The sequence below is a fragment of the Pseudomonas sp. dw_358 genome (assembly GCF_018449655.1).
Taxonomy (GTDB): Bacteria; Pseudomonadota; Gammaproteobacteria; order Pseudomonadales; family Pseudomonadaceae; genus Aquipseudomonas.
The window spans coordinates 1-26003 of record NZ_JAAVUX010000021.1; the positions used below are offsets into that span (position 1 = coordinate 1).

The 26003-nt window shown below is 64.2% G+C and carries 29 protein-coding genes; 15 read left to right on the plus strand and 14 right to left on the minus strand.

Features of this window, described 5'->3' with window-relative positions:
• Nucleotides 1-203 precede the first annotated feature (203 nt).
• Together HB675_RS22685 and HB675_RS22690 are read right to left on the minus strand one after the other, a co-directional pair.
• Entirely contained in the window at nucleotides 204-1247 is a 1044-nt protein-coding gene (locus HB675_RS22685; RefSeq protein WP_213881394.1) for a dienelactone hydrolase, read from the minus strand.
• Nucleotides 1248-1416: 169 nt separating this feature from the next.
• Nucleotides 1417-2028 (minus strand): FMN-dependent NADH-azoreductase, encoded by a 612-nt coding sequence (locus HB675_RS22690; protein WP_213881395.1) that lies wholly within the window; start codon nucleotides 2026-2028, stop codon nucleotides 1417-1419.
• Nucleotides 2029-2199: 171 nt separating this feature from the next.
• Here HB675_RS22690 and HB675_RS22695 point away from each other — a divergent pair, with 171 nt between their 5' ends.
• Nucleotides 2200-3108 (plus strand): LysR substrate-binding domain-containing protein, encoded by a 909-nt coding sequence (locus HB675_RS22695; RefSeq protein ID WP_213881396.1) that lies wholly within the window; start codon nucleotides 2200-2202, stop codon nucleotides 3106-3108.
• The gene (locus tag HB675_RS22700; protein WP_213881397.1) at nucleotides 3108-3455 is read left to right on the plus strand and encodes an MmcQ/YjbR family DNA-binding protein; all 348 of its coding nucleotides are present in this window, start codon (nucleotides 3108-3110) and stop codon (nucleotides 3453-3455) included. The genes HB675_RS22695 and HB675_RS22700 overlap by 1 nt, the downstream gene beginning before the upstream one ends.
• 31 nt (nucleotides 3456-3486) lie before the next feature.
• On the opposite strand, the gene HB675_RS22705 is transcribed toward HB675_RS22700, so the two are convergent.
• Entirely contained in the window at nucleotides 3487-4317 is an 831-nt protein-coding gene (locus HB675_RS22705) for an undecaprenyl-diphosphate phosphatase (protein ID WP_213881398.1), read from the minus strand.
• Between the two features lie 64 nt (nucleotides 4318-4381).
• Here HB675_RS22705 and HB675_RS22710 point away from each other — a divergent pair, with 64 nt between their 5' ends.
• On the plus strand, nucleotides 4382-4540 hold the full coding sequence (locus HB675_RS22710) for a hypothetical protein (protein WP_213881399.1): 159 nt from the start codon (nucleotides 4382-4384) through the stop codon (nucleotides 4538-4540).
• 140 nt (nucleotides 4541-4680) lie between these two features.
• Entirely contained in the window at nucleotides 4681-4947 is a 267-nt protein-coding gene (locus HB675_RS22715) for a hypothetical protein (RefSeq protein WP_213881400.1), read from the plus strand.
• Here the strand turns inward: HB675_RS22715 and HB675_RS22720 are convergent, their stop codons facing one another.
• From HB675_RS22720 to cobW, 4 genes are all read right to left on the minus strand, one after another.
• Complete coding sequence (locus tag HB675_RS22720; protein WP_345945795.1) at nucleotides 4948-5517, minus strand: VWA domain-containing protein; 570 nt, start codon at nucleotides 5515-5517, stop codon at nucleotides 4948-4950.
• 101 nt (nucleotides 5518-5618) lie between these two features.
• Nucleotides 5619-6617, minus strand: a complete 999-nt coding sequence (locus HB675_RS22725; protein ID WP_213881402.1) for an AAA family ATPase — start codon at nucleotides 6615-6617, stop codon at nucleotides 5619-5621.
• A gap of 1 nt (nucleotide 6618) precedes the next feature.
• Nucleotides 6619-10392 carry a cobaltochelatase subunit CobN gene (cobN, locus tag HB675_RS22730; RefSeq protein WP_213881403.1) on the minus strand — a complete coding sequence of 1258 codons (3774 nt, stop codon included), beginning with the start codon at nucleotides 10390-10392 and terminating at the stop codon, nucleotides 6619-6621.
• 3 nt (nucleotides 10393-10395) lie between these two features.
• Nucleotides 10396-11460: a cobalamin biosynthesis protein CobW gene (gene cobW / locus HB675_RS22735; protein WP_213881404.1), complete on the minus strand. Its 1065-nt coding sequence runs from the start codon at nucleotides 11458-11460 to the stop codon at nucleotides 10396-10398.
• Nucleotides 11461-11604: 144 nt separating this feature from the next.
• Between cobW and HB675_RS22740 the strand changes: the two genes are divergently transcribed.
• Together HB675_RS22740 and cobM are read left to right on the plus strand one after the other, a co-directional pair.
• On the plus strand, nucleotides 11605-12024 hold the full coding sequence (locus tag HB675_RS22740) for a cobalamin biosynthesis protein (protein WP_213881405.1): 420 nt from the start codon (nucleotides 11605-11607) through the stop codon (nucleotides 12022-12024).
• 37 nt (nucleotides 12025-12061) lie between these two features.
• Nucleotides 12062-12808 (plus strand): precorrin-4 C(11)-methyltransferase, encoded by a 747-nt coding sequence (gene cobM / locus HB675_RS22745; protein WP_213881406.1) that lies wholly within the window; start codon nucleotides 12062-12064, stop codon nucleotides 12806-12808.
• 126 nt (nucleotides 12809-12934) lie between these two features.
• Here cobM and nfuA read toward each other — a convergent pair whose 3' ends face one another.
• Together nfuA and HB675_RS22755 are read right to left on the minus strand one after the other, a co-directional pair.
• Entirely contained in the window at nucleotides 12935-13519 is a 585-nt protein-coding gene (gene nfuA, locus HB675_RS22750; RefSeq protein ID WP_213881407.1) for a Fe-S biogenesis protein NfuA, read from the minus strand.
• Between the two features lie 57 nt (nucleotides 13520-13576).
• The gene (locus HB675_RS22755) at nucleotides 13577-14611 is read right to left on the minus strand and encodes an acyltransferase (protein ID WP_213881408.1); all 1035 of its coding nucleotides are present in this window, start codon (nucleotides 14609-14611) and stop codon (nucleotides 13577-13579) included.
• Between the two features lie 186 nt (nucleotides 14612-14797).
• Between HB675_RS22755 and HB675_RS22760 the strand changes: the two genes are divergently transcribed.
• Nucleotides 14798-15538 carry a cyclase/dehydrase gene (locus HB675_RS22760; RefSeq protein ID WP_213881409.1) on the plus strand — a complete coding sequence of 247 codons (741 nt, stop codon included), beginning with the start codon at nucleotides 14798-14800 and terminating at the stop codon, nucleotides 15536-15538.
• Here the strand turns inward: HB675_RS22760 and HB675_RS22765 are convergent.
• Together HB675_RS22765 and HB675_RS22770 are read right to left on the minus strand one after the other, a co-directional pair.
• Complete coding sequence (locus HB675_RS22765; RefSeq protein ID WP_213881410.1) at nucleotides 15529-16080, minus strand: ATP-dependent Clp protease proteolytic subunit; 552 nt, start codon at nucleotides 16078-16080, stop codon at nucleotides 15529-15531. The two genes, HB675_RS22760 and HB675_RS22765, sit on opposite strands and share 10 nt — an antisense overlap.
• Before the next feature lie 154 nt (nucleotides 16081-16234).
• Nucleotides 16235-16483 (minus strand): KGG domain-containing protein, encoded by a 249-nt coding sequence (locus HB675_RS22770; RefSeq protein ID WP_213881411.1) that lies wholly within the window; start codon nucleotides 16481-16483, stop codon nucleotides 16235-16237.
• A 182-nt stretch (nucleotides 16484-16665) separates the two neighbouring features.
• Here HB675_RS22770 and map point away from each other — a divergent pair, with 182 nt between their 5' ends.
• Nucleotides 16666-17460: a type I methionyl aminopeptidase gene (gene map, locus HB675_RS22775; protein ID WP_213881412.1), complete on the plus strand. Its 795-nt coding sequence runs from the start codon at nucleotides 16666-16668 to the stop codon at nucleotides 17458-17460.
• Here the strand turns inward: map and HB675_RS22780 are convergent.
• Entirely contained in the window at nucleotides 17442-18101 is a 660-nt protein-coding gene (locus tag HB675_RS22780; protein WP_213881413.1) for a nucleoside/nucleotide kinase family protein, read from the minus strand. The two genes, map and HB675_RS22780, sit on opposite strands and share 19 nt — an antisense overlap.
• A 138-nt stretch (nucleotides 18102-18239) precedes the next feature.
• Between HB675_RS22780 and HB675_RS22785 the strand changes: the two genes are divergently transcribed.
• The 7 genes from HB675_RS22785 to HB675_RS22815 all read left to right on the plus strand — a co-directional run bounded on the left by HB675_RS22785 (nucleotide 18240) and on the right by HB675_RS22815 (nucleotide 23551).
• Complete coding sequence (locus HB675_RS22785; RefSeq protein ID WP_213881414.1) at nucleotides 18240-19658, plus strand: sugar porter family MFS transporter; 1419 nt, start codon at nucleotides 18240-18242, stop codon at nucleotides 19656-19658.
• Nucleotides 19659-19842: 184 nt separating this feature from the next.
• The gene (locus HB675_RS22790; protein WP_213881415.1) at nucleotides 19843-21072 is read left to right on the plus strand and encodes an MFS transporter; all 1230 of its coding nucleotides are present in this window, start codon (nucleotides 19843-19845) and stop codon (nucleotides 21070-21072) included.
• A gap of 329 nt (nucleotides 21073-21401) precedes the next feature.
• A complete protein-coding gene (locus HB675_RS22795) occupies nucleotides 21402-21719 on the plus strand; it encodes a YXWGXW repeat-containing protein (protein ID WP_213881416.1) in 318 nt (105 codons plus the stop codon).
• 97 nt (nucleotides 21720-21816) lie between these two features.
• Complete coding sequence (locus HB675_RS22800; RefSeq protein ID WP_213881417.1) at nucleotides 21817-22398, plus strand: RNA polymerase sigma factor; 582 nt, start codon at nucleotides 21817-21819, stop codon at nucleotides 22396-22398.
• Entirely contained in the window at nucleotides 22395-22832 is a 438-nt protein-coding gene (locus HB675_RS22805) for a hypothetical protein (protein WP_213881418.1), read from the plus strand. Before HB675_RS22800 ends, HB675_RS22805 begins: the two co-directional genes overlap by 4 nt.
• Entirely contained in the window at nucleotides 22829-23299 is a 471-nt protein-coding gene (locus tag HB675_RS22810) for a periplasmic heavy metal sensor (RefSeq protein ID WP_213881419.1), read from the plus strand. The genes HB675_RS22805 and HB675_RS22810 overlap by 4 nt, the downstream gene beginning before the upstream one ends.
• Nucleotides 23300-23326: 27 nt before the next feature.
• Nucleotides 23327-23551 (plus strand): YXWGXW repeat-containing protein, encoded by a 225-nt coding sequence (locus HB675_RS22815; RefSeq protein WP_213881420.1) that lies wholly within the window; start codon nucleotides 23327-23329, stop codon nucleotides 23549-23551.
• A gap of 353 nt (nucleotides 23552-23904) precedes the next feature.
• Here the strand turns inward: HB675_RS22815 and HB675_RS22820 are convergent, their stop codons facing one another.
• Together HB675_RS22820 and HB675_RS22825 are read right to left on the minus strand one after the other, a co-directional pair.
• Nucleotides 23905-24990, minus strand: a complete 1086-nt coding sequence (locus HB675_RS22820) for a beta-propeller fold lactonase family protein (RefSeq protein ID WP_213881421.1) — start codon at nucleotides 24988-24990, stop codon at nucleotides 23905-23907.
• Nucleotides 24991-25096: 106 nt separating this feature from the next.
• Nucleotides 25097-25999, minus strand: a complete 903-nt coding sequence (locus HB675_RS22825) for a metal ABC transporter substrate-binding protein (protein ID WP_213881422.1) — start codon at nucleotides 25997-25999, stop codon at nucleotides 25097-25099.
• Nucleotides 26000-26003: the final 4 nt, after the last annotated feature.

Below are 26003 nucleotides of genomic sequence, written 5' to 3' on the forward strand. Positions count from 1 at the left end.
TAGGGCCAATGCGGGTGCGGAGACCTTTTGCTTCCTTTTGGGTCTTTCCAAAAGGGAGTCGCTGTAAAAGCGAAAGGGGCCTTCGGCCACCCTTGAGATGCCGGATAAGCTAGCCGCATTTCGTGGCGACACGAAGATCGTCAGACCGACCCACATTTCGATTCAAGAGCCTGATAGGTGTCGTGGCTAAACGCTGGGTTCGGCTACTGATTCGCTGTCTGCATCCCCGCATGACCATCCACCCCCAACTCATGATCAAAAAACCGCCCCGCCTGCGCCACCAGATCATGATGCACCTGCGCCCGATCCACCCCGACCGCATCGTTGCACATGCCCGGCATCGCCGCTTTCTGCTGATCAGTGCAAAGCGCCGTGAAGACAAAGTGCCCTCCCCCCGGGATCAAACGGAAATCCGGGTGCATCGGCAGCTTGCGCGCCAGCGCCCCGGCGTTCTTGTCCAAAGCCAGCAACTGATCCTGGTCGCCACTGTAGATCAAGGTCGGCACATGCACATCGCTCAACGTATGGCGCCCGAACGACAGCCCCAGCGGCGCCATCAACAACAACGCATGCACCCGTGGATCGGCCATGGCCTTGAGGTCTTCGCGGTCGGCCACCAGCTGGCCCTGGGTCTTGCAGGCGTCCATATCGTCAGGCCGCTCGGCGCAGTAACGGCGCAGGCGTTGCAGGTCCGGCCGCGCGCCAGAGAGGATCAGCGCCGTCTCGCCGCCAGCGGAATAACCGATGACCCCGACTTGCTTGTCATCGACGAAGGGTGACAATTCGGGATCGGCCAACGCAGCCGTTATGGCCGCCGAAATCTGCATCGGCCGGCCGTACAGGTTGCTCAATGCACCGAGACGGCTCACATCCTTGTAGTTGTCACCAGGATGGAACACTGCCACCACCACAAAGCCCTTGCGCGTCAGGGACGTGACCAGGTCGTGCAGGGCCAGCGGCGTGCCGCCGTTGCCGTGGGAGAGCATCAACATGGGGAAGCGGCCAATGGCAATACGCGCGTCCGGGGTCGCCTCGATGGCGTAGCCCTCGACCGTGGTCACGTGTTCGCTTTCATTGGAGGGATAGAACGCCAAAGCCCGCATCGGACGGCCGTCAAGGGGGTCCTTGAAGGTCAGTTCGTGGTAACCCACGCTCCAGGCCGGATGCGGGTGTGGGGCGGCTTCGATCTGCATCGACAACAGGCTGAGCAGAGTGCTGATTAGCAGAAATGTACAAAGACGCATCATGGGATGCCCACCTTTGCCCGAGATCGAAATGACCTGGCCTTGGGGATACCGAGGTATCCACGCCGTTCCCAGTATAGTAGGGACCTAACGAAGGCCAGGAGGTTCTTTCAACAAGCACAAGGTGGGCCATGTCACAGGGCCGGATGCGCGGCCCTGTGAAACAGCAAGGTCAGGCGACGCTGAACAGCTGCTCACTGATGACCGTTTGAGCGTCCTGCAGGGCTTTGGCGCGGACTTCTTCGCCATACGCCAAGCCTTCGGCACGAACGAATTCCAGGTCGGTGACGCCGATGAAACCGAACAGCAGTTTGAGGTAAGCCTCGTGGCCGACATCCGACGGCTGACCGGTGTGGATGCCGCCGGCGGATTTGACGATGATCACTTTCTTGCCGCCGCACAGGCCTTCAGGGCCGGCTTCGGTGTAGCGGAAGGTCACGCCGGCGACGCAGATGCGGTCAATCCAGGCCTTCAGTTGGCTGGGGATGCCGAAGTTGTACATCGGCGCGCCGATGACCAGGGCGTCGGCGGCCAGGAACTGGGCCAACACGTCGGCGTTCTGCTTGGCTTCCTGCTGCTGGGCCGCATCACGCAGCGCTTCGGCGGCGCCGCCAGCGGCCAGGGTCAGGGCGCTGAACGGGCTCAGTGCATCGGCGGCGAGATCACGGTAGCTGACTTCGATGCCTGGCTCAGCCGCTTGCCAGGCCTTGACCACGGCGGCGCTCAGCGCGCGGGAAGCGGAATGGTCGCCGAGGATGCTGGAATCGAGGTGCAAAAGTTTCATGGTGAGCTCCTTGAGAAGTCGCGCAGATGGCGAACTGGAATGACGGTCATCCTACCGGCAGTAGGAATAAATGATTAGTAGCCCGCGCTGCAATTGATTGTCTCGCCACACAACCCAATGGCTCAGGACGGGTGCTAGACTCAGGGCCCTCCTCGCCCCCATGAGCCGGCCATGCAAGACCTCAACGACCTGTATTACTTCGCCAAAGTGGTGGAAGCGCAAGGATTTGCCGCTGCCGGCCGCCTGCTGGGGGTGCCCAAGTCACGCCTGTCCCGGCGGATTGCCGAGCTGGAGGAACGCCTCGGCGCCCGTTTGTTGCAGCGCACCACCCGCCGCCTGCAACTGACCAGCGTTGGCGAACGTTACCTGCAGCATTGCCAGGCCATGCTGCTGGAGGCGGAGATGGCCGACGAGGTGGTGGCCAGTCTGTCCACCGAACCCCGGGGCCGGTTGCGGGTGTCGTGCCCGGTGGGCATGGCCCATGAGTTTTTGCCGGCGATCATCAGCCGCTTTCTGAACGCTTACCCCTTGGTGCAGCTGGACCTGGTGCTGCTCAACCGCCGGGTCGACCTGATCGGCGAGGGCATCGACGTGGCCTTGCGCGTGCGCGAGCCGGGGGACGAAGACCCCAACCTGGTGACCCGGCGCCTGCGCGAAGCCCAGGCGATTCTGGTGGCGGCGCCGAGTTTCATTGACGGCAAGCACATCGAGGGACCTGACGACCTGTGCCTGCTGCCGGTGCTCGGTGCGCTGGAGGCCGACCGCCTGATGCACCTGCGCATGCTCGATGCCCAGGGCAACAGCCGTGAGCTGGCCCTGGAAGCCCGCCTGGGCATCGAGGATTTCGTGGTGCGCAAGGCGGCGGCGATGTCGGGGCTGGGTTTCACCATGCTGCCGATGATGCATTGCGAGGCGGAGCTGACCAGCGGCGAGCTGGTGCGCCTGCTGCCGCAATGGTCGCTGCCGGGGGGCTGGTTGCAAGCGGTCTATCCGCACCGGCGCGGGGTCTTGCCGGCGGTGCGGGCCTGGATTGATCATCTGGTGGAATCTTTCGACAACTATGGCGAGCGGTACATCTGATGACGGAACAGGAGGTTGCAGCGTTCTGCCTGGCTTTGCCCGGGGCGCGGGAGGACTATAAATGGGGTGGCGTGCGGGTGTTTTCGATCGCCGAGACGCGGATGTTCGCGGTGATCGGGCTGACGGCCGACAGCCTGGCGTTCAAGGTCGAGCAGGCGCTGTTTCTTGGTTACGTCGATCGGCCGAGAGTGCGCCCTGCGCCATACCTGGCGCGGGCGCACTGGATCAGCGTGGCGGCGCCGTACGGGCTGGGCGACGAGGAGTTGCGTGACCTGCTCAAGCGCTCGCACCAGCTGGTGGTGCGGCGATTGCCGAAGAAGCGGCAGGTGGGGTTGTTGCTCGATTGACGCGCCGCAGAAGCGCGCGGCGCGGGGCAGGTCAGCCTTTGACCTGACTCCAATCCACCCAGCCGAACTGCCAGGTGGCCAGGATGACCAGGCCGAACACGATGCGGTACCAGGCAAACACCGCATAGCTGTGGTTGGCAATGAACTTGAGCAGGCTGCGCACGGCGATCATGGCGAAGATGAAGGCGGTGACGAAACCGATGGCGATGATCGGCAGGTCGGCCATCTTGAACGCATCTTTGTATTTGTACCCCGAATAGACCGCCGCACCGACCATGGTGGGCATGGCCAGGAAGAACGAGAATTCGGTGGCAGCCTTGCGCGACAGGCCGAAGATCAAGCCGCCGATGATGGTCGAGCCGGAACGCGAGGTTCCCGGGATCATCGCCAGGCATTGCGCGCAGCCGATCTTCAAGGCGTCGTGCCAGCGCATGTCATCCACATGTTCGACGCGAATGGTGTGCTGGCGCTTCTCCGCCCACAGCATGACGAACCCGCCCAGCACCAGCGCGATGGCCACGGTGATGGGGTTGAACAGGTATTCGTGGATCTTGTCGGCAAAAATCACCCCCAGCACCACAGCCGGCAGGAAGGCGATCAGCAGGTTGACGGTGAAACGCTGGGCGTTGCGCTGGGTGGGCAGGCCGGTGACGATTTCGAGGATGCGCACGCGAAATTCCCAGACCACCGCCAGAATGGCGCCCAGCTGAATGATGATGTTGAAGGCCGCTGCTCGCTCACCGCCAAAATTGATCAGGTCAGCGACGATGATCTGGTGCCCGGTACTGGAGATCGGCAGGAACTCCGTCAACCCTTCGACGATACCCAGAATGATTGCCTGAAACGCGGTCCACAAATCCATTATTCCCCCATGAGGCCTGACGCGCAGGTCGGCCTCGGTCGATTTTCCAAGGTGAGGCAAGAGCTTGCGCCGCTCACAAGAAGATTCAGCGGTGAGTCGTCAAAAAAATGTGACGCTTTATGAAATTTTATTAATTTTTGCGCTGATCGGCGAAATCCTATCAGATTTTGACACTTTCTCGCCCCCTGAAGGCGCTATCAACGGCTCTGGCGCGGGCAATTGAAGCAAAAGGTGGTCAACGGCCGGTTTTTTTTCAACCAATCTGTGACTTGGTAGTCAATTCAGTGCATCACTACATATACGCTTCGCATGGCGCGCTGCCGGCGAGCTTTCCCTTGTACGGGCCCGAGAGAGACCACATCCATGAATGCCCCGCTCCGTGTCAACGACGCCGTGCTGATCGCCGGCCACGCTTTCGCACCTTTCCATTGTGTTGCCTGGGCTGCCCAAGAGGGCAACGGCGAGTTGAGCCTGACCGTGGTCGACCGCACCAGCGCGCGCATCGACCGTCAGCAGGTGCCGCGCAGCACCTATTCCGACCCACAGCGGCTCGAGCATTTCATCGAGCAGGTGCGTGCTTCCATTGGCCTTCAGGGTTACACCCTGAACCCGTGGCATATGCCGGCCTGATCAGGCGCCGACGATTGCCAGGTCGCCCATGGCCTGGTAACGGGCGTCCAGCGTCTGGGCCAATTGCCGCGCTCGGCCCAGGCGAATGGGGCCTTGCTCGATGTCGATCAGCACCGTGGGGCAGCCCAGCGGGCTGAAGGCGGCGATGTCCTTGAGCCGGCCATCCGTGAGCAGCCAGCACTGCGGGGCTTCATTCGGATGCTGACGGCGGCGCTTGGCCAACCAGCGCCGCGCTTCATCGACTGCCGCCGACAGTGGCGTGCCGCCGCCCGCCCCCAGCGCCTGCAACCAGTCGCGCAACGCGCCTGACGCCTTCAGGCCATGACACTGCCAGCTCGGCCGTGAGCCGCTGGCGGTCAACAGGGCCAGGCGTGCCCGCTGCCGGTAACTGCGGTCGAACAGCTCGGCCAATAGACCTTTGGCATCACTCAATGCCTGATGGCGGCGGGTCGAGGCCGAGGCGTCGACGATCACCAGCCACAGTTCATCCGGCGCGCTTTGCCGACGCTGCCAGTGCAGGTCGCTGCGTTGCCGCGGCCGGCCAGCCAGCAAGGTCGCCAACCAGTCGATCCGGCCCTGCGCCGCCGCGCGCGCGCGACCTTGCTGTCCCTGTGGCTGTGCCCCTTTGTGCGCTCTGGCATCCGTCTGCCGGGTGGCAGGCGGGCGGATGCTCAGGGCTTTTTTGGCCAGCTCGGCACTTCCCGGCGCGGGCCGGCGGCTGCGGCCTGAGATGGCATGTCGCCCCACTGGCCCTGGCCCTCGGCCGTGTCGCCAGCGGCCGACGGCGGCGTCGGCGCCTGGCCGCCGCTGGGAGGCGGCGACGCTTGTCGGCGGCGGTGACGCAAGGCGAAGTCAGCCACCGCCTCGATGTCTTCAGCCTCGATGCGACCCGCGCCCCGCCAGGCGGCATGGGCGCGGGCGGCGCGCAGCCAGACCAGATCAGCGCGCAGGCCATCGACACCGGCGGCAAAGCAGCGCTGGGTGATCTGCTCCAGGGCCTGGTCGTCCAACGCGATGCTCGCCAATTTCAGGCGTGCTGCCTGGCAGCGCTCGCGCAGTTGCTCCTGGGCAGTCTGCCATTGCACAGCAAAAGCCTCCGGATCTGTATCGAAATCCAGCCGACGGCGGATGATCTGGCTGCGCTCGGCAGGTGCCGGCTGATGGTCGAGGGCCACGTTCAAGCCAAAACGATCAAGGAGTTGCGGGCGCAACTCACCCTCCTCCGGGTTCATCGTGCCGATCAGTACGAAGCGCGCCGGATGGCTGTGGGACAGGCCGTCACGCTCGACCCGGTTGACCCCGCTGGCGGCGACGTCCAGCAACAGGTCCACCAGGTGGTCCGGGAGCAGGTTGACCTCATCCACGTACAGCACACCGCCGTCAGCCTTGGCCAGCACGCCGGGAGAAAACTGCGCGCGACCCTGGCCCAGCGCCGCGTCGAGGTCGAGGCTACCGGTGACCCGCTCCTCGCTGGCGCCCAGGGGCAAGGTGACGAACTGGCCACTGGGCAACAGGTCGGCCAGGCCGCGGGCCAGAGTGCTCTTGGCCATGCCGCGCGGGCCTTCGATCAGCACGCCACCGATCTTCGGGTCCACCGCCGTCAGGCACAGCGCCAGCTTGAGGGCATCGGCGCCGACCACGGCGGCCAGGGGAAAGTGCGCTTGGGTCATCTCAGCTCTCTTCTTCACAGTCCAGCAGCACGTCTTCCACGGCCTGGCGGTAATCGCCAGGGTCGCTCCAAAGCCCACGCTGCTGGGCTTCCAGCAGCCGCTCGGCAATGTCGCGCAGCGCGTGGGGATTGTGTTGCTGGATGAACGTGCGGGTATCGGCGTCCAGCAGGTAGGCCTCGGCAAGCAAGGCGTACTGGTGGTCGTCGATCAAATGGGTGGTGGCGTCAAAGGCGAACAGGTTGTCCACCGTGGCCGCCAGCTCGAACGCGCCTTTGTAGCCGTGGCGTTTGACGCCTTCGATCCACTTGGGGTTGGCCGCACGGGCGCGCACGACTCGGTTGAGCTCCTCTTTGAGGGTACGCACCCGGGGCACGTCCGGCTGGCTGTGGTCGCCATGGTAGCTGGCCGTGGCACTGCCGCTCAGGGTGTCGGCCGCCGCCAGCATGCCCCCTTGAAACTGGTAATAGTCATTGGAATCGAGCAGATCGTGCTCGCGGTTGTCCTGGTTCTGTACCACCGCCTGGACCTGGCCCAGACGCCGGGCAAAGTCGGCGCGCGCCGGAGTGCCCTCGTCTGCGGCGCCGTAGGCATAGCCGCCCCAGTTGAGGTAGACCTCGGCGAGGTCTTCCCGGGTCTGCCACAGGCGGCCGTCGATGGCGCCCTGGACACCGGCACCGTAAGCCCCGGGCTTGGCGCCGAAGATGCGCCAGCCCGCCTGGCGCGCGGCGTCTTCGGCGCTCAGGCCGCTGGCTTGCAGTTGCGCGCGCTCCTCGCGGACCCGGGCGGCCAGGGGGTTGAGGTCGTCAGGTTCCTCCAGCGCTGCCACGGCCTGCACGGCGGCATCGAACAGGCGCATCAGGTTGCCGAAGGCATCGCGAAAGAACCCGGAAATGCGCAAGGTGACGTCCACCCGTGGACGGTCCAGCAGGCTCAGGGGCAGGATTTCGAAGTCGTCGACCCGCTGGCTGCCGGTGGCCCAGACCGGCCGCACCCCCAGCAGTGCCATGGCCTGAGCGATGTCGTCGCCACCGGTGCGCATGGTTGCGGTGCCCCACACCGACAGGCCAAGCTGACGCAAGTGGTCGCCGTGATCTTGCAGATGGCGCTCCAGAATCAGGTTGGCCGAGGCAAAGCCGATGCGCCAGGCCGTGGTGGTGGGCAGGTTGCGCACGTCCACCGAGAAGAAATTGCGCCCGGTGGGCAGCACGTCCAGGCGACCGCGGCTGGGGGCGCCGCTGGGGCCGGCCGGGACGAAGCGGCCCGCCAACGCATCGAGCAGGCCGGCCATTTCGGCGGGGCCACAGGCGTCCAGGCGCGGCGCGACAGTGTCCCGCAGGCCGTCGAGCACAAGGTCAAGGTCCGGGCTCTGCAGGGCCGAGCGTGCTCGGCAATCGGGTTGATGCGGTTCCCGGGCAAGCTCGGTCCTGCAGAGTTCGGCGGCATAAAGTTCGAGGCGTTCGCGGGTGTCGCCGAGGGTCCGCCAGGGTTCGGCGGTGATGTCTGCCAGCGCTTCGGGTCTGGGCCCGGCATAGGGTTCGCCCAGCACGCAATCCAAGGGATCGAAACCCAATCCGAAGGCCTTGGCCAGCACCCGCAACAGGCTCTGCCCGGCGCCACGGCCATCGCCGCGAGGAATGCGCAGCAGCGCCAGCAAGGTGTCCAGGCGCAGGCGCCCGGTCGGCGATTGGCCGAACACGTGCAGGCCGTCGCGTATCTGCGACTCCTTGAGGTCGCACAGGTAAGTGTCCAGACGCGGCAGCCAGACATCTGCCTCGGCGTCGCGGTCCAGTTGCAGTTCCTGGTCGATGCGGGTCTCGCGCACCAGCTTGAGGATATCGCCTTGCAGTTCCCGCGCCCGGCGTGGGTCCAGCAGCTGCGCCTCATAATATTCGTCGGCCAACAACTCGAGGTCGCGCAGCGGCCCGTAGCTTTCGGCGCGGGTCAAGGGCGGCATCAGGTGGTCGATGATCACCGCCTGGGTACGACGCTTGGCCTGGGCGCCTTCGCCGGGGTCGTTGACGATAAACGGGTAGATGTTCGGCAGCGGCCCGAGCAGTGCGTCCGGCCAGCACTGCTCGCTCAGGCCGACGCCCTTGCCCGGCAGCCACTCAAGGTTGCCGTGCTTGCCGACGTGGATCAGCGCATCGGCGCCATAGACGTGGCGCAGCCAGAAATAGAACGCCAGGTAACCGTGAGGCGGCACCAGATCGGGGTCGTGGTAGACCGCGCTGGGGTCCACCTGATAGCCCCGCGCCGGCTGGATGCCGACGAAGGTCAGGCCAAAGCGCAGGCCGGCAACCATCATGCGCCCATTGCGCAACATCGGGTCGCCCGCCGGCTCGCCCCAGCGCGCCTTTACCGCGGCCTGATTGGCGGCCGGCAGACGGGCAAAGGCGTCGAGGTAATCATTCAGGGCCAGGCTCTGGTGGCAGGGACGCAGGTCCAGGGTTTCCAGGTCATTGCTGACCCCGCCGAGCAAGGCAGCGATCAAGGCGGTGCCGTCGGCGGGCAAGTCATCCACCGGGTAACCCGCCGTTTGCATGGCCTGAAGGATGTTCAGCGCGGCGGCCGGGGTGTCCAGGCCCACACCGTTGCCGATACGTCCGTCGCGCGTCGGGTAGTTGGCCACAATCAGCGCTACACGCTTGTCCGGGTTGCGCAACCGCGCCAGTTCGACCCAGCGCCGCGCCAGTTCGGCGACAAAGTCCATGCGCCCGACGTGGGGCCGATAGCAGACCACGTCCGACTGGCTGCGCTCGCTGCGCCAAGCCAGGTCCTTGAAGCTGATGGGCCGGCTGATGATGCGCCCGTCCAGTTCCGGCAGGGCAATGTGCATGGCCAGGTCGCGGGCGCCAAGACCCTGCTCGCTGGCTTCCCAGCCGGCCTGATTGTCCTGGGCGCAGATGGCCTGGATCACCGGGATGTCACGTCGGAACGGGCGCAGATGGGGGGTTTCCGGGCTCGACTGGGCAAAGCCGGTGGTGTTGAGGATCAGCGCGGTCTCGGTGCTGTCCATCCAGTCCTGCACCTGGCTCAGGCAACCCGGCTCCTTGAGGCTGGCCACGGCCACCGGCAAGGGGTTGAGCCCGGCAGCCTGCAAGCGCTGGCAGAATACATCGACAAATCCCGTGTTGGCCGCTTGCAGGTGCGAACGGTAGAAGAGCAAGGCCACCACCGGCTGGCCGGTCCGCCAGTCTTCACGCCACTGTTCGAGCCCGGCCGTTGTGTGGCGCGGGTGGTAAAGCACCGTGCGCGGCAAGGCCTGGGGTTCGGCCCAGGCATAATCGCGGCTCAGCCAAGTGCTGGCCAGGTAATTCAGCATCCCTTGCGCGTTGCCTTTGCCGCCCTGACGCAGGAAGGCCCAGAGTCGTTCGGCCTGCTCGGCGGGCACCGTGCTCAGGGCGCTGAGCTCCGGGTCCGGGCGGTCGTCGCCGGGCACCATGATCACCTGCACGCCGCGCTCGGCCAGCTGCACCAACTGCTCGACGCCGTAGCGCCAGTAGCCGATACCACCATGCAGTGACAAGAGGATGACCTTGGCGTGGCGCAGCACCTGATCGACGTAGAGGTCCACCGAGGCGTGGTTCTGCACCTGCATGGGGTTGGCCAGGCGCAGGCTGGGGAAGTTTTCCGGCAACTGCTGGGCGGTGTCGGCCAGCAGCGCCAGATGGGAGTCACCGCTACAGAGGATCACCAGTTCGGCCGGTGTCTGGCCGAGGTCGGCGATGCTGTCGTCGGGCACGAAGCCCCCCGGCTGGGTCCGTAGCAGGTGCATGGGTCAGGCCGTCAGCGCAGTGCGCAGGCTGCTTTCCAGCACGGCGGCGTCCAGCGCCTGGCCGATCAGCACCAGGTGCGTGCTGCGGGTCTCACCGGCCGCCCAGGCCCGGTCGAAGTGCTTGTCGAATCGGGTGCCGACACCCTGGATCAATAGACGCATCGGCTTGCCGGGGATCGCCGCAAAGCCTTTGACCCGCAGGATGCCGTGCTTGACCACCAGTTTATTCAAGGCTTGCAGCAGCAAGGCTTCCGGCGCTTCGGGCAGTTCGATGGAGATCGAGTCGAAAGCATCATGGTCGTGATCGGCGTGGTCGTCGCCCTCGTGATGATCGTGGTGGGTCCGGCGGCCGTCGATGTGCTCTTCCGACTCGGCGCCCAGGCCGATCAACACGTCCAGGGGCAGGCGCCCGTTGCTGGCTTCGATCACCTTGACCGCCGGCGGCAGCTCTTCGCTGACTTCGGCGCGCACGGCCGCCAGGGCCTGGGCGTCGATCAGATCGGCCTTGTTGAGGATCACCAGGTCGGCGCTGGCCAATTGGTCAGCGAACAGCTCGTGCAGCGGTGATTCGTGATCCAGATTGGGGTCCAGCTTGCGCTGGGCGTCGACTTGCTCAGGGAAGGCGGCGAAAGTGCCCGCGGCCACCGCCGGGCTGTCCACCACGGTGATCACCGCGTCCACGGTGCAGGCGCTGCGGATTTCCGGCCACTGGAAGGCTTGTACCAATGGCTTGGGCAACGCCAGGCCGCTGGTTTCGATGAGAATGTGGTCCAGGTCGCCGCGTCGGGCCACCAGCTCGCGCATGACCGGGAAGAATTCTTCCTGCACCGTGCAGCACAGGCAGCCGTTGGCCAGTTCGTAGACCCGTCCGTTGGCTTCTTCTTCGCTGCAGCCGATGCTGCACTGCTTGAGAATGTCGCCATCGATGCCCAACTCGCCGAACTCGTTGACGATCACCGCGATGCGCCGGCCCTGGGCGTTGTCGAGCATGTGCCGCAGCAGCGTGGTCTTGCCCGAGCCCAGAAAGCCAGTAACGATGGTGACGGGGAGTTTGGCCAGAGTTTTCATCGGTGCGGGGACCTCGGTGGGTGGGGGATGCAAGGCTACGCAGGGCGCGGGGACAGGTCAAATGGATATGCCGTTTGACGTCGGTCGGCCGGGCATGGTTTCCTGCGCGCTGCCGAGCCTCACCCGTCTGCGAGTGTCTGTCCCATGGAGCTTCTTCCCGCCCCCGACGCGGCCCTGATTCTGGGTGTGGGCTGCCGCCGCGGCTGTGACGATGCGCAACTGGCCGCCTTGCTCGACCGGGTGCTGCTGGCCCATGGGCTGCAGGGTCTGCCGGTGGTGGCCGTCGCCACAATCGCCAGCAAGGCTGACGAACCGGCGCTACAGGGGCTGGCTCGGCGCCTGGGTTGCCCGCTGCTGGTCTTCAGCCCCGCGCAACTGCTGCGCCATACCGAACAGTTGAGCCAGCGTTCCGAACGGGTCTTCCAGGCCACCGGCTGCTACGGCGTGGCCGAAGGCGCGGCCTTGGCCATGGCCGGCCAGATGGGCGTCGAGCGCCCTCGGCTGCGAGTCACGCGCCAGGCCAGCGACGCGGCAACGCTTGCCGTGGTGATGGCGCCGACATGAGACCCGCCTCTCCCCTCTTCCATTGTTCAGGTGTTGCATGACTGTCTACTTCATTGGTGCCGGCCCCGGCGATCCGGATTTGATCACCGTCAAGGGCCAGCGCCTGATCCACCGCTGCCCGGTGATCATCTATGCCGGCTCCCTGGTTCCGGCCGCAGTGTTAGAAGGCCACCGCGCCGAAGTGCTGCTCAACAGTGCCGAACTGCACTTGCAGCAGATCCTCGACGCCATGGCCCTGGCGCACGCCAAGGGGCAGGACGTGGCCCGGGTGCATTCCGGTGATCCGAGCCTGTACGGCGCCATCGGCGAACAGATCCGCGGCTTGCGCGCGTTGGGCATCGACTATGAAATTGTCCCCGGTGTCACGGCCACGGCGGCCTGCGCGGCGCTGTTGGGGGCTGAACTGACCCTGCCGGACATTTCCCAGACGGTGATTCTGACCCGCTATGCCGATAAATCACCGATGCCGGCCGGTGAGGCGCTGGCTGATCTGGCACGGCATGGCACGACCATGGCCATTCATCTGGGGGTGCAGCATCTGGAGCGGATTGTTGCCGAATTGACCCCACACTATGGGACCGACTGCCCGATCGCGGTGGTGCACCGGGCGACCTGGCCGGATCAGGACTGGGCGTTGGGTACGCTGGCGGATATCGAGGAGAAAGTGGCGGCCAAGGGGTTTCGGCGCACCGCGTTGATTCTGGTGGGTCGCGTGCTGGGCAGCGATCTGTTCGGCGAGTCAGCGTTGTATCGGGCGGGGCATGCCCATCTCTACAGGCCGTAAGCGCTTCACACATTTCCACGGCCTGCACGCCCGAGCTTGTTCGGGAGGGCTGCACCACAACGCCCAAAGGCGTTGCGCCGCGAGCTTCCCGAGCAAGCTCGGCCCTGCAGCATCGAGCGCGCTCGACTAATAGTACGCGTTCTCTTTCTGCGTGTGGTCGGTCACGTCACGAACGCCGGTCAGCTCGGGGATGCGTTCGAGCAGGGTGCGCTCGATGCCTTCCTTGAGGGTCACGTCGGCCTGACCGCAGCCCTGGCAGCCGCCACCGAATTGCAGCACGGCCACGCCATCTTCCACCACTTCGATCAGGGTCACCTGGCCACCATGACTGGCCAGCCCCGGGTTGATCTCGGTTTGCAGGTAGTAGTTGATGCGCTCGTTGATCGGGCTGTCGGCATTGACCATGGGCACTTTGGCGTTGGGTGCCTTGATGGTCAGCTGGCCGCCCATGCGATCCGTTGCGTAATCGACCACCGCATCGTCGAGGAAGGGTTCACTGAAAGCATCGATCCAGGCCGTGAAGCTGGCCAGGCCCAAGGCCGTGTCTTCAGCCTTTTCTTCACCCGGCTTGCAATAGGCGATGCAGGTTTCGGCGTACTGCGTACCCGGCTGGGTAATGAAAACGCGGATGCCGATGCCAGGCGTGTTCTGCTTGCTGAGCAGATCGGCCAGGTAATCATGGGCGGCGTCGGTAATCGTTATGGCGCTCATATAAGTTCCTCACAGACTTGCGACTAGTTTACGCCAAAGCGTGCGCCTGACAAAGTCCTAGTATTTTTGTCGGGAAATGGTCGCAGGTGCAGCCGCCTCCAGACGTTGATCGGCCCAGCCTTTCATTCGCCGGTACAGTCGGGTTTCGATCCACACATAGCTGCCCCAGGAAATGAGCGCGATCACCGGCACACAGACGGCAAACGTCACGTAGGGATTCAGGTGCCAGTGCTCGCTCAGCAGCCAGCCGACGTACAGCACCAGGACGTGGACCAGGTACACCGAATACGAACAGTCTCCCAGTGTCTTGAGGATCCTGCTGCCCTTGAAATACGGCTCCATGGCCACGCAGCCCAGCACGATGATCGCGCTGGGCACACCCCAGTTGAGCAGACGGTCGCTGGCATTGAGATGATAAAGGGTCAACACCGAGGCCACGATCAACGCCAGTGGCATCCAGAACCCGGTAGCGATCCAGCCACGGCGATACAGCATGCCGATCCCGACCCCCAGCAGGAATTCGTACATGATGTTGTTCTGATAGAAGCGGCTGACCACCCCATAGCGACCGAGCACTTCACCGATGGCAAAAAGTGCAGCCCCCAGCACCAGCGGACGGTGGCGCCGGGGCAGGCTGAATACCAAAGAAAACAACAGATAGAACAGCATTTCATAGTTCAGGGTCCAGCCCACATTCAGCGTCGGATACAATCCGTAGCCGCCCGGGTTTTCGGCCGGGATGAACAGCAGCGACAAAATGAAATGCGGCAGATCCACCGCCGAGTGCGGCATCCATTGCCCCAGGCACACCAGCATCAGGCCCATGAGCAGGGTATAGAGCCAATAAGCCGGCACGATGCGGATCACCCGGTTAAGCATGAAGCGCCCGCCCGGCATGTCCTTGTCCAGCGTCGACAAGTAGATCACCAAGCCGCTGATCACGAAAAAAATATCCACACCCACCGCTCCCCGGTCAGTGAAGAATTGGCCAATGGGCCCTGAGGGATGGAAATCGAAAAAAATCTGCATGAAGTGATGGCACACCACCATCCATGCGGCCAGCGCCCTGAGGGCTTGAAGCGAAATGAGCATTGAAGAATCGCCTTCCTTTTAATCCGTAGCTGGCGCCCCCGTTTCAGGGTGCCTTGAGAGGTACGACTACAAAAAGGCGAAAATGCTCTTGCAGATCGACGGTTGGTCGCCTGAGGGGTGGAAAAAGGAACATCCCCCGCCGCAGCCACTCTGTTGATCATTGCCCTCACCCAGAAGGATTGCCCCATGACCGATCAACTGCCCCAGCGGCGCCCTGCCCCAGGCAACCTGGGCGGTGCCGAACGTGGCGTGTCGCTGACCGCCGGCACCCTGCTCGCCCTCAATGGCGTGCGTCATGGCGGCTTGCTTGGGCTGGCGCAACTGGTGGCAGGCGCAGCGGCGGTCTGGCGTGGCTACACCGGCGTATGCCAGATCAAACAGGCCCTGGACAGGTCCCGGCAGGTGGCGCCCCGGCGCTATGCGCGCAAGGTCATTACCCGCAGCATCAGCATCGACAAGCCGCGCAGCGAAGTCTTCGAGTTTTGCCGCGAGCCGCTGAATATCGGAGCGCTGATCCCCTGGATCGAGGAAATCGAAGAAGTGGGCGACAACCTCTACCGATGGCGCGCCTCGGGGCCGGTGGATCGCGTGCTGCAATGTACCCTTACCCGCCAGATCAGCGCACCCGCCCAGCGCCTGCGCTGGAGCACAGTGTGGAACGGCCCGTGGGATCACGACGTGATCGTCGACTTCAGCGACACCCCGACCGGGACTCAGGTGCGGGTCATCGTCGCCTGCCGGTCAACCCGGGGCATCGCCCTGACCGGGTTGCTCGGCAAGTTCGCCGACAAGGCCTTACTGCACTTGTTGCGCAGCATCAAGGCGCAGCTGGAGTCGGGTGAGGTCAGCGCGCAGACCATGGGTGGCGAAGCGTCCAAGGATTTTCTCTTCGTGCACCCGGCGCGCAACCTGGACACTCAGTTGTGAATGCACCAGGCCACTGAACCCGGACGGATGCGCAGGTCTTCGACCGTATCGATCATGCCGCTGACCAGCGCTTGCTCGGGGTCGAGGATGCGCGGCGCGGCGATCAGGTATTTGGGAATGTCCAGCGCTTCGCCGGCCCCTTCGGTGCGCTCGGCGACAATCCGCGCATAGGCTTGCAGGTCATAGTCCAGGGTCATGGAGTATTCCGACATGCGCGAGTGGTCCACGGACCCGTGCAGGTTCCAGTGAAACGGGTGGAAGAGGAATTTGCTGTGGCGCCCGGCGGTGCGGCGTTGGCCGGCCAGGAACAGGATGTTGCCCATGGATTCCACGGTACCCAGGTTATGGGTGTGCAGCGGGATCGGCAGCGCCATCAGAAAGTTGTACATCGTAAAGCCGTAGCTGCACTCACCGCCCATGGTGGCGATGGTCAGGAGGATCTCCGAAGCGTCCTGGGCGAGCGCCTTGGAGCACGTGTCGATCAACTGCCCGCAGGTGGTGGAATTGATCGGACCGGTGAAATGAATGATATGAGTGGTCATCGCAATACCTGCTGTGGCAAAGGGCCGACTGAAGTGGAAGAGACACTGAAGTCTCATGCAATTCATCGGCCCATTACCCAGTGGCTTGAACCACTTCACGGATCAACGGCTAGCCGCACGACGGGCGGCGAGTCAACGCAAGCGGGCTGCAGGCTCAGCGCCGGTCGCCACCGCTATTCTGGCCGCCTTTCTGGCCGGTCTGCGGGTTGTTGGTGCGATCGGTATTGGCATTCCCGGTATTGGACTGGCCGCCTTTCTGGCCCGCCTCGGAATGGCGTTGCTGATGATCGGCGTTGGATTTTTGACTGCCGCCGCTTGCCTGACCTCCCTTCTGGCCGGCTTCGGACGCCTTTTGTTTATCGTTAGAAAAGTTACCGGGATTATTATTTCCAGAGTTAGCCATTTTCTAAATCTCCAATTGGGCAGTGTGCGAACCAGTGCTCGCATTACTGAGAGTATGTGTCCTCGGGAAAATTGCAAATTCATCAAGGCGTTGGACCAAAGGTGGTAAACATTGGCGCATTAAATATAATGCCGTCCAGCGCCGGGCGACTTCCCGCACGCCGTTTTTGACAGGTTTTATCGATGAGCAAGCCCCGCGTCGTCCTCAAGACCGCCGCCGAAGTAGCCCAGTCGCGGCATGCCGCCCAGCTGGCCGCCGAAGTGCTGGCGATGATCACCCCTCATGTCAAACCAGGGGTGTCGAGCAATGATCTGGACCGTCTGTGCCATGACTACATCGTCAATGTACAAGGCGCCATTCCCGGTAACATCGGCTACCACGGCTTCCCCAAGACCGTGTGCACCTCGGTCAACCAGGTGGTGTGCCACGGCATCCCCAACGACCAGCCATTGGCCGACGGCGACATCCTCAATATCGACATTGCCGTGGTCAAGGATGGCTGGTACGGCGACACCAGCCGCATGTACTTCGTCGGCGAGCCCAGCCCCGCGGCGCGGCGACTGGTGGCAACGACTTACGAAGCCATGTGCGCGGGCATCCGCGTGGTGCGCCCCGGCGCCACACTGGGCGACATCGGCCATGCCATCCAGAGCGTCGCCGAGCGCGACGGCTACAGTGTGGTGCGCGAGTACTGTGGGCACGGTATCGGCAAGGTCTACCACGACGAGCCGCAGATCCTGCACTACGGCCGCCCCGGCGAAGGCATCACGCTCAAGGCCGGGATGATCTTCACCATCGAACCCATGCTCAATGCCGGCAAGGCCGGGGTGAAGACCCTGGGCGATGGCTGGACGGTCGTCACCCGCGACAGCTCGCTGTCGGCCCAGTGGGAACACATGGTCGCGGTCACCGAAGATGGCTTTCAGGTGCTCAGTGCCTGGCCCGACAGCGTGACCGACTACCCGCCCGTCGCCTGACCCCAGGGGATGACCCGATCGGCCCGCGCGCGCCAGGCTTCGATGCTGCGGGCGTTGGGCTCATCGGTGCTGTCCACCCACGCCTCGGCCTCGGCTTGTGTACGCCCGTAGCGCATGTGCCGCGCCACCAACTGGCGGCGGCGGGTGGCGGCGTCGACATCGACGTACCAGCAGGCGTCGAACAGCGCGCGGGTTTGCTGCCACGGGCCTTCGCCCAACAGCAGATAGTTGCCTTCGCTGATGATCAGCGGCACCTGGGCACTGACCGGGATGGCGCTGGCGAGGGACTCCTCCAGTTCCCGATCAAAAAACGGTGCATACACCGTTTCTTCCGCCGGCTGATCGCGCAAGCGGCGCAACAACGCCTGATAGCCGAACACGTCGAAGGTGTCCGCCGCCCCCTTGCGCGACTGCCTTTGGAGCCGGCGCAGTTCGCGGTTGGCCAGATGAAATCCGTCCATCGGCACCACCACTGCCTGCTCGCCCAATGCCTCGGCCAGCAGCGCCGCCACCGTGGATTTTCCGGAGCCAGGCGTGCCAGCAATGCCCAGCAGGCGCCGGCCGCCACGGGCAATCAGCGCCTGGGCATGCTCCAGCAGCCCTTCGGGAAGTCTTGCCCCTGCGGGCATATCCGTGCTCATAGCCATCCTCTTCGATGAAAAACACCAGGACAACCCGGCACCAATCAAGGCAACCGGCGTCTGTATCAAGGGCGCCAGCCACAACAATCAAGCCAGGCGCGCCCGACATTACCCCTGCAGGACGATCTGGAGCAACTCATGGACTCAACCCACACCCTTACCCAAGAGGTCCAACGGCGGCCCGGACTGGTCATCTGGATCGCCGTGATCGCCGCCCTTGGCGGCCTGCTGTTCGGCTACGACACCGGTGTCATCGGCGTCGCCCTGCTCGGCCTGGGGCGCCAGTTTGCCCTCGACGACACCCTCAAGCAGCTGGTCACCGGCGGGATCATTTTCGGCGCCCTGTTCGGTTGCCTGGGCAGCGGCCCGATCTCCGACCGCTTCGGCCGGCGCCGGGCGATCATCATGGTCGGCCTGGTCTTTGCGGTCGGCTCCTTGATGTCCTCGCTGTCCCCCAGCGTACCGGTGCTGATCTTCTCGCGCTTTTTGCTGGGCCTCAGCGCCGGCAGTGCGACGCAGATCATTCCGGTGTACATCGCCGAAGTGGCGCCGCCCGCCCACCGGGGCAAACTGGTGGTACTGTTCCAGTTCATGGTGGTGTTCGGCATCACCGTGGCCTACTTCACCGGCTTCGGCCTGGGTGACCACTGGCGCATCATGTTCGCCCTCGGGGTGATCCCGGCAGTGATCCTGCTGCTGGGCATGTTCGTGCTGCCGGAAAGCCCGCGCTGGCTGGTGGTCAAAGGCCGTGAGAAGGATGCCTTCGACGTGCTGCGCCAGGTGCGCCAGACCGACGCGCTGGCCCAGGCCGAAATCGAAGAAATCAAGAGCATTTCCCTCAAGCAGCCCGAGGGCGAGTGGCGAGATCTGGCCAAACCCTGGATCCGCCCGGCGCTGATCGTCGGCGCGAGCATCTCGATGTTCTCGCAGATCACCGGCAACAACGCGCTGATCTACTACGCACCGACCATCCTCACCCAAGCCGGTTTTTCCGATCAGATGGCGGTGCTGGCCACCGGTTGCAGCACCTTGCTGATCGTGGTCATGACCATGGTCGGCAGCGTGCTGGTGGACCGCTACGGGCGTCGTCGCTATCTGCTGTGGATGATCCCCGGCTCCATCATCGCCCTGGCCTTGATGGGCTATCTGTTCATGGGTGGCGGCCCGACCACCGATGCCGGCCGCTGGCTGGTAGTGGCGTGCCTGGCGGCTTACCTGATGCTCAACTGCGGCGGTTTCGGCGTGTGCATCTGGCTGATCAACGCCGAGGTCTACCCGCTGTTCGTGCGCGGCAAGGGCGCCAGCGTGGGGGCCTTCAGCCACTGGTTCTTCGACCTGCTGGTGACCTTGACCACCCTGAGCCTGGTGACCTGGCTGGGGATTGCTTACACCCTGTGGCTGTACACCGGGATTTCGCTGGTGTCGCTGGTGTTCATCTACCTCTGCGTGCCGGAGACCCGCGGTCGCAGCCTGGAAGATATCGAGCTGGCGCTGCGCAATGATCAATTCTTTCCCTACAAGGAGAAGAAGGTGGCGGGGAAGGTTTCACTCAGCTGACCCGCGCAGGCGTTCGCGAAGCCCGCGACGGGGCACCGATCATTCTGACGGTGCCTTGACCTCGGCCTGGCGCTCCAACCCTGTGGGAGAGGCATCACGGACGAGTATTTATGGCACAGAGGGTTCTAAATGCCCCTTGTTTGCAACATGATGCTCGATCCGCCCTGCCGCTCCGAGCCCCTTGATGACCGCCGAAGCCTCCGCCCTGCCCGCCTTTACCCGCTATCAGAAGTTCGTCGTGGCGCTGCTGGCCACCCTGCAATTTGCCCTGATCATCGACTTCATGCTGATGGCGCCGCTGGGCGCGATGATCATGCCGGCGTTGCACATGTCGGCCCGCCAGTTCGGCCTGGTGGTCAGTGCCTACGCCTTCAGCGCCGGGATCTGCGGCCTGCTCACGGCAGGCTTTGCCGACCGCTTCGACCGCAAGAAGCTGCTGCTGTTTTTCTATTCGGGCTTCGTGGTCGGGACCTTGTGGTGCGGGCTGGCCGACAGCTTTGAAGGGTTGCTGCTGGCGCGAATCATCACCGGGGTGTTTGCCGGGGTGATCGGCTCGATTGTGCTCGCCATCGCTGCCGACCTCTTTGCTGCCCACCAGCGCGGGCGGGTGATGGGGGTGATCCAGACGGCCTTTGCCGCCAGCCAGGTGCTGGGCCTGCCGGTCGGGCTGTACCTGGCCAACCATGGTTCATGGCACATGCCCTTTCTGGTGCTGGCGGCCATCGGCGCGGCGGGTGGGTTGTTGATTGCGCTAATGATGCGCCCGGTGGCCGAACACCTGAAGATCCCCCAGGAACACAGCGCTTTTCGCCACCTGCTCACCACCCTGACCACCCGCCAGCACTGGGCCGCGTTCGCCGCCACGGCGCTGCTCACCACCGGCGGGTTCATGCTGATGCCCTTCAGCAGCGCCTTTACCGTGAACAATCTGGGTATCGCCCTGGCCAGCCTGCCCACGGTCTACCTCATGACCGGCCTGTGCACCATCGTCACCGGCCCGTTGATCGGCCGTGCCAGCGACGCCTACGGCAAGCTGCCGGTGTTTTTCCTCGGCAGCTTTCTGACAATTGTCATGGTGACGATCTACACGCACCTGTCCAACGTGTCCCTGCCGTGGGTGGTCGCGGTCAACGCCGTGTTGTTCGTGGGGATCTTTTCCCGGCTGATTCCCTTCCAGGCCCTGGTGGTGGGCGTGCCGGCGCCTGCCCGGCGCGGGGCATTCAATGCGGTGAGTTCGGCGATTCAGCAGTTGTCGGGCGGGGTAGCGTCACTGGTGGCCGGGCATATCGTGATGATCGGCGCAGATGGCAAATTGCAGCACTTTGACGTGGTGGGTTACATCCTGGTCGCCACCACGCTGGTAGCGGGCTATCTGGTGTGGCAGGTTCAGCGCGGCCTCATGGCCCGCGCCTGACGGTCAGCGCTGGTAGCCGTAGCGCCAGCAGCAATGGTCATGGTGGCCCGGCAGGATGATGCAACCGCTGAGGCTCGAGATCAGTACAGCGGAGACGATCAACAGCGAAAGACGACGAAGCATGAAGGTGGACCTCTCAGGTTATGTATCTGCACTGACTTGAACGCAGCGGCGCGAACAAATCCGTCGCGGGGTTCGAGATATTTATTTTCAGCCGTCTGCCTTCGACACAAACGAAAATATTTTGAAATACCGCGACGGATCCTCCCGCCCCGCTCCGTTCAACTCGTCAGCTACGGTCACTGTCGACCGCCGCCTGAGGAGTAGTCATGACACTTGCACGCCACCTGGCCAAACTTCGCTACGCGCTGATCGTTCCGTTCGCGCTCGCTTCGTTGGCGAGTCTCCCGTCCGTGGCCCAGGCCGACGGCTTCCACCAGCCACCGCCGCCGCCGATGCGCGCCGAGATGGTCCCCGGTGGGCGCCCCGGCTTTGCCTGGGACCCAGGCCACTGGCAATGGGAAGGCCGTGGCTATGGCTGGGTTCCCGGCCACTGGCAACCGATGCGTGAGGGCCGCTGGATGCCCGGCCACTGGGTAGCGCGCGGGCCGAACTGGTTCTGGAAAGAAGGTCACTGGGCACGTTGAACAATTGGCCGGGCGGCGGTCTATACAACGCTTGATACAAACCGCCCCTCGGCCGATCCTTGGCTGAAGTTCTGCCACCGTACCTGGAAACGCCATATTGAAAGACACTGATCCGGACATCGAGTTGTTGGCCCGTATCGGCACCCACGAGGCAGCAGCCGTCAGGGAAATGGTTTCACGCAAATTGCCAAGACTGCTCGCACTGGCCGGTCGCCTGCTGGGCGACGCCGATGAAGCCAAGGATGTGGCGCAGGAAAGCTTTTTAAAGATTTGGAAACACGCTGCCAGCTGGCGCGCCGGCCCGGCCAGGTTCGATACCTGGTTGCACCGGGTCGTGCTGAACCTGTGCTACGACCGCCTGCGCGGACGCAAGCCCCTGATAGCGCTGGAGGATGAAGAAGCGGGCGAACTGGTCGATACCCGACCTTCGCCGGTAGAACAATTGGAAGCGAGCGCCATGAGCGAGCGCATGGCGGCCGCCCTGGCGGCACTGCCGGACCGTCAACGCGAGGCGATCGTGCTGCAGTACTACCAGGAGTTATCGAACATCGAAGCGGCGGCGCTGATGGAGATCAGTGTCGATGCGCTGGAAAGCCTGCTGTCGCGGGCCCGGCGCAATCTACGCAATCTGCTGGCCGATGCACAGGGCCCAGCGATCCATGGGAGGGAACTGAGATGACGCCAGAACGATTCGCCCAACTGGCCGACGCCTATGGCGCCAATCTGCAACGCTGGCCCGATGCCGAGCGAGAGGCCGCCAGGCGCCTGCTGGACGCCGGCGACGGGCAATTGCTGGCGACCTGGCAGCGCGCCAGTTGGCTGGACGGCCAACTGGACAGTTATCAGCTGCCCGTTGCCGATCCAGCCCTGGCACGCACCATCATCGCCAGTGCGCCGGCACCGCGCGTATCGTTCTGGAGCAGCTACAGCGGCTGGCTGTCGCGGGCCGGCTTGCTCGGCGCGGGCCTGGCAGGTCTGGCCACCGGCATGTTGCTGGTGTCCCTGAGCATGCCCTTGACGCCCAGCGGCGACAACGAAGCGCTGCCCAGTGTGTTCGATCACAGCGATCTGGAAATGATCTACGGCACTGACCCCGAGGAGGCCGAACAATGATGCCATCGGCCACGCGCTACAAGACTCTGCTGGGTGTGTCGCTGCTGTTCAACGCCTTTCTGGCGTGCGCTGTCGCCGGCGGACTCTACGAGTGGCATAGCCACAACCGCGCCCTGGAGATGCCACGCCTCAAAGGCCTGCATGGCGCGTTGGTGCAACTGCCGGAGCCGCGCAGCCATGAGTTGCGGCATCTGTTGCGCGAGGCCCGCCGCGAGAATCAGCCGCTGATTCTCGCCGGGCGCCAGGCCCGGCAGGACGTGGTACGCCAACTGCAATCGCCCAATCTCGACCGCGAGGCGCTGGACAAGGACCTGGCCGATGCGCGGCAGGCCGACATCGCGCTACGGGCACGGGTAGACACCACGCTGGCGCAATTTGCCAGCACGCTGGAACCGCAAGACCGCCTGAAACTGGCCAGCGCCCTGCACCTGGGCAAGGTCCCGCTGCAAACGCAAGCACAAAACTGAACCAAGACCCTCAGAGAGGAAACTGCAGTGCCTGGAATATTCAAGACCACCGTTTTGGCGACCCTGCTGGTCGCTTCGTTGTCGGGTTGCGTCGTCGAGCCGGTGCACCATCGCCGGCCACCACCGCCGCCGCCGGTAGAAGTGGTGCCGGTCATGCCCGCGCCGAATTACCACTGGGTCGCCGGCCACTACCGCTGGGCGCCTGAGCGCGGCGAATGGCTGTGGGTGCCGGGGCATTGGCAAGGGCGCTAAGGCCCAGGCAACCCCGTGGTAGCGTGCCAAGCCCGCGATGAATTTCACCCCGATCCAGCAGGTGAGCCGATCGCGGGCTTCGCGCGTTACACCCGCGAAGGTTTTGGCAACACGGTGGGGTCAACAATCTTCAACCCAACAGTTCCCAATACACCACTTGCTCTGTGAACGTCTTTTGATCCGGGAATGGCCAATGGCGAACGATGTAGCGTTCGGCGCGCTCAAGATCCAGCGCCTGGCGCAGATAATCGAGTTCGTCGGTGGGTGGAGGGCCATTGAAGCCGGCCTCCAGAAACCCGGCTCAAGGGTCGTCTCCCACAGCGCCCCCCGAGTGCAGGTCAGGTACCCAACCACTACACCCGCACCACCTCGATCCACACCTGATTCTTCCCGGCTGGCGCTTCGCCGGTGCGGGTCAGGCTGCCGTCCTCCGGGTCGATGTCATAACTGGCGAACACCGCACTCTTCTCCCCTGTCACCAGCAACCAGCGACCGTTGGCCGAGAAGGCAATGTTGCGCGGCTGCTTTTCCTGCACCGGATAATTGCCCAGGAAGGTCAAGGCCCCGGTGTCCGGGTCAACACTCAACGCCGAGACCGAACTGCTGGTGCGTTCGCTGAAGTACAACAACGTACCATCGGGACTGATCTTCAGGTCAGCCGCCCAGATGCGTGGCGTCGGGTCGTCCTTGCCGTCGTTGTTGCGCGCGTCGCGCACCACGCCCTGGGCCAGGTCGAGGCTGGCGGGCACCCCCACCAGATGGTCGACCTGCGCCAGTGCGCCGGTGTCAGGGTCGATGGAAAAGGTGGTGACCGAACCGTCGGTCTCGCCCACCACATAGAGGAATCGGCCGTTGGGCGAAAATGCCAGGTGGCGAGGGCCGCTGTCCAGCGGCGCCGCAATCTTGCCACCGTCGATGGCACTCAATTCACCGCTGGCGTGCAGGCGCTGCTGCAACACATGGCCGGTGCCCAGCTCGCCGACATAAACGAAGCGGTTGCTGTTGTCGGTACGCACCGAATGGGCATGCAGCCCGGTCTTGAGCACGCAGGCAGGTACGGCTTCGACGCTGTGGTCGGGGTTGATGCGCTGCACACTGACCAGATCATCGCCGTATGACGCCCCCAGTAAAAACTCGCCGGCGCGGTCGATGGACAGGTAGGCCATGCCCCCTGGCAGCGCTGTTTCACTGCGGTGGGTCAAGACACCGGTGCCCGGTTCGATGGAGAACCGCACCGAGCGCGGCGCTTGCCCGCGCAAGGCGACGTAGAGGGAACTGTGATCAGGGCTCACAGCCATGGGCGAGGACTGATCGCCCGCCGCCACGGTGGTCACCAGGGTCAGCTCGCCGGTCTGCTCATCCAGCCGATAGTGACTGATCAGGCCGTCCGCCGTGCTGGAGACGTAGACAGAGGTGGTGGCGTGGTTAGTGGTGGGCATTGCGAGGTCCCTTTCGTTGCGAGGCAGTCGAGAGGGACATCCTACGTCCGTCGACAAAAGACCGGCAACCCCGGGCTCGCTCAAGACCGGTGCCTGAGCAATTATTTCATCGCGCGGGCAGCGGGTGCTTCATCGCTGCCACCAGCTGGTCGACGTTGTAACGGAACATCGTGGCGTAGGTCGACGCGGGGCCGTCGGCCGGGCTCAGGGCCTCCACATACAGCTCGCCACCGGGCTGCGCACCGCTGGCCGCAGCGATCTGCTTGACCAGACGCGGGTCACCGGAGTTCTCGAAAAAGTAGGCACTGATGCGCTCCTGCTTGATCTGCCGGATCAGTGTCGCGACATCAGCCGCCGAGGGCTCGTTCTCGGTCGAGAAGCCCAGTGGCGAGATAAAGCTGACGCCGTAGGCATCGCCGAAATAACCAAAAGCGTCATGGGAGGTCAGCACCTTGCGCTGGGCCGCCGGCACCGCCTCCACATGGGCCCGGGCATAGGCGTCCAGCCCCTGCAGCTGCTCGATGTAGGCCTTGGCGTTGCGGTCGTAGTCGGCGGCGTTCTGCGGGTCGGCCTTGTCCAGTGCCGCGACGATGTTGCGCACGTAGATCACGCCGTTGGCGGCGCTGTTCCAGGCGTGAGGGTCGATGATGTGCTCGCCGTCCTCCTCCATGCCACGGGTCTTGATGCCCCGGGACAGCACCACCGGCGTGCCGGCGTAGCCCGACGCCTTGATCAGCCGGTCCATCCAGCCCTCCAGATGCAGGCCGCTGACGAAGGCGATGTCGGCGTTATGCAGGGCCTGGGCATCGGCCGGAGTCGGCTCGTAGACATGGGGGTCGCCGTTGGGGCCGATCAGCGAGGTGACCTGAACGTGGTCGCCGCCGACCACCTTGACCATGTCGGCAATGACCGTGAAGGACGCCACGGTTTGCAGCGGTTTCGCCTGGGCTGTCGCGCCGAACGACAAGGCGATTGCGGTGAGTGCAGACAAAAACAGCGGCTTTTTCATGCTG

Coding starts and splice junctions, on each gene's coding strand:
- map (WP_213881412.1), top strand. CDS start 16,666: ATGAGCAAGCCCCGCGTCGTCCTCAAGACCGCCGCCGAAGTAGCCCAG.
- cobN (WP_213881403.1), bottom strand. CDS start 10,392: ATGCACCTGCTACGGACCCAGCCGGGGGGCTTCGTGCCCGACGACAGC.
- HB675_RS22805 (WP_213881418.1), top strand. CDS start 22,395: ATGACGCCAGAACGATTCGCCCAACTGGCCGACGCCTATGGCGCCAAT.
- HB675_RS22700 (WP_213881397.1), top strand. CDS start 3,108: ATGACGGAACAGGAGGTTGCAGCGTTCTGCCTGGCTTTGCCCGGGGCG.
- HB675_RS22825 (WP_213881422.1), bottom strand. CDS start 25,999: ATGAAAAAGCCGCTGTTTTTGTCTGCACTCACCGCAATCGCCTTGTCG.
- HB675_RS22690 (WP_213881395.1), bottom strand. CDS start 2,028: ATGAAACTTTTGCACCTCGATTCCAGCATCCTCGGCGACCATTCCGCT.
- cobW (WP_213881404.1), bottom strand. CDS start 11,460: ATGAAAACTCTGGCCAAACTCCCCGTCACCATCGTTACTGGCTTTCTG.
- cobM (WP_213881406.1), top strand. CDS start 12,062: ATGACTGTCTACTTCATTGGTGCCGGCCCCGGCGATCCGGATTTGATC.
- HB675_RS22740 (WP_213881405.1), top strand. CDS start 11,605: ATGGAGCTTCTTCCCGCCCCCGACGCGGCCCTGATTCTGGGTGTGGGC.
- HB675_RS22685 (WP_213881394.1), bottom strand. CDS start 1,247: ATGATGCGTCTTTGTACATTTCTGCTAATCAGCACTCTGCTCAGCCTG.
- HB675_RS22755 (WP_213881408.1), bottom strand. CDS start 14,611: ATGCTCATTTCGCTTCAAGCCCTCAGGGCGCTGGCCGCATGGATGGTG.
- HB675_RS22810 (WP_213881419.1), top strand. CDS start 22,829: ATGATGCCATCGGCCACGCGCTACAAGACTCTGCTGGGTGTGTCGCTG.
- HB675_RS22795 (WP_213881416.1), top strand. CDS start 21,402: ATGACACTTGCACGCCACCTGGCCAAACTTCGCTACGCGCTGATCGTT.
- HB675_RS22820 (WP_213881421.1), bottom strand. CDS start 24,990: ATGCCCACCACTAACCACGCCACCACCTCTGTCTACGTCTCCAGCACG.
- HB675_RS22790 (WP_213881415.1), top strand. CDS start 19,843: ATGACCGCCGAAGCCTCCGCCCTGCCCGCCTTTACCCGCTATCAGAAG.
- HB675_RS22765 (WP_213881410.1), bottom strand. CDS start 16,080: ATGACCACTCATATCATTCATTTCACCGGTCCGATCAATTCCACCACC.
- HB675_RS22715 (WP_213881400.1), top strand. CDS start 4,681: ATGAATGCCCCGCTCCGTGTCAACGACGCCGTGCTGATCGCCGGCCAC.
- HB675_RS22780 (WP_213881413.1), bottom strand. CDS start 18,101: ATGAGCACGGATATGCCCGCAGGGGCAAGACTTCCCGAAGGGCTGCTG.
- HB675_RS22770 (WP_213881411.1), bottom strand. CDS start 16,483: ATGGCTAACTCTGGAAATAATAATCCCGGTAACTTTTCTAACGATAAA.
- HB675_RS22725 (WP_213881402.1), bottom strand. CDS start 6,617: ATGACCCAAGCGCACTTTCCCCTGGCCGCCGTGGTCGGCGCCGATGCC.
- HB675_RS22705 (WP_213881398.1), bottom strand. CDS start 4,317: ATGGATTTGTGGACCGCGTTTCAGGCAATCATTCTGGGTATCGTCGAA.
- HB675_RS22760 (WP_213881409.1), top strand. CDS start 14,798: ATGACCGATCAACTGCCCCAGCGGCGCCCTGCCCCAGGCAACCTGGGC.
- nfuA (WP_213881407.1), bottom strand. CDS start 13,519: ATGAGCGCCATAACGATTACCGACGCCGCCCATGATTACCTGGCCGAT.
- HB675_RS22695 (WP_213881396.1), top strand. CDS start 2,200: ATGCAAGACCTCAACGACCTGTATTACTTCGCCAAAGTGGTGGAAGCG.
- HB675_RS22785 (WP_213881414.1), top strand. CDS start 18,240: ATGGACTCAACCCACACCCTTACCCAAGAGGTCCAACGGCGGCCCGGA.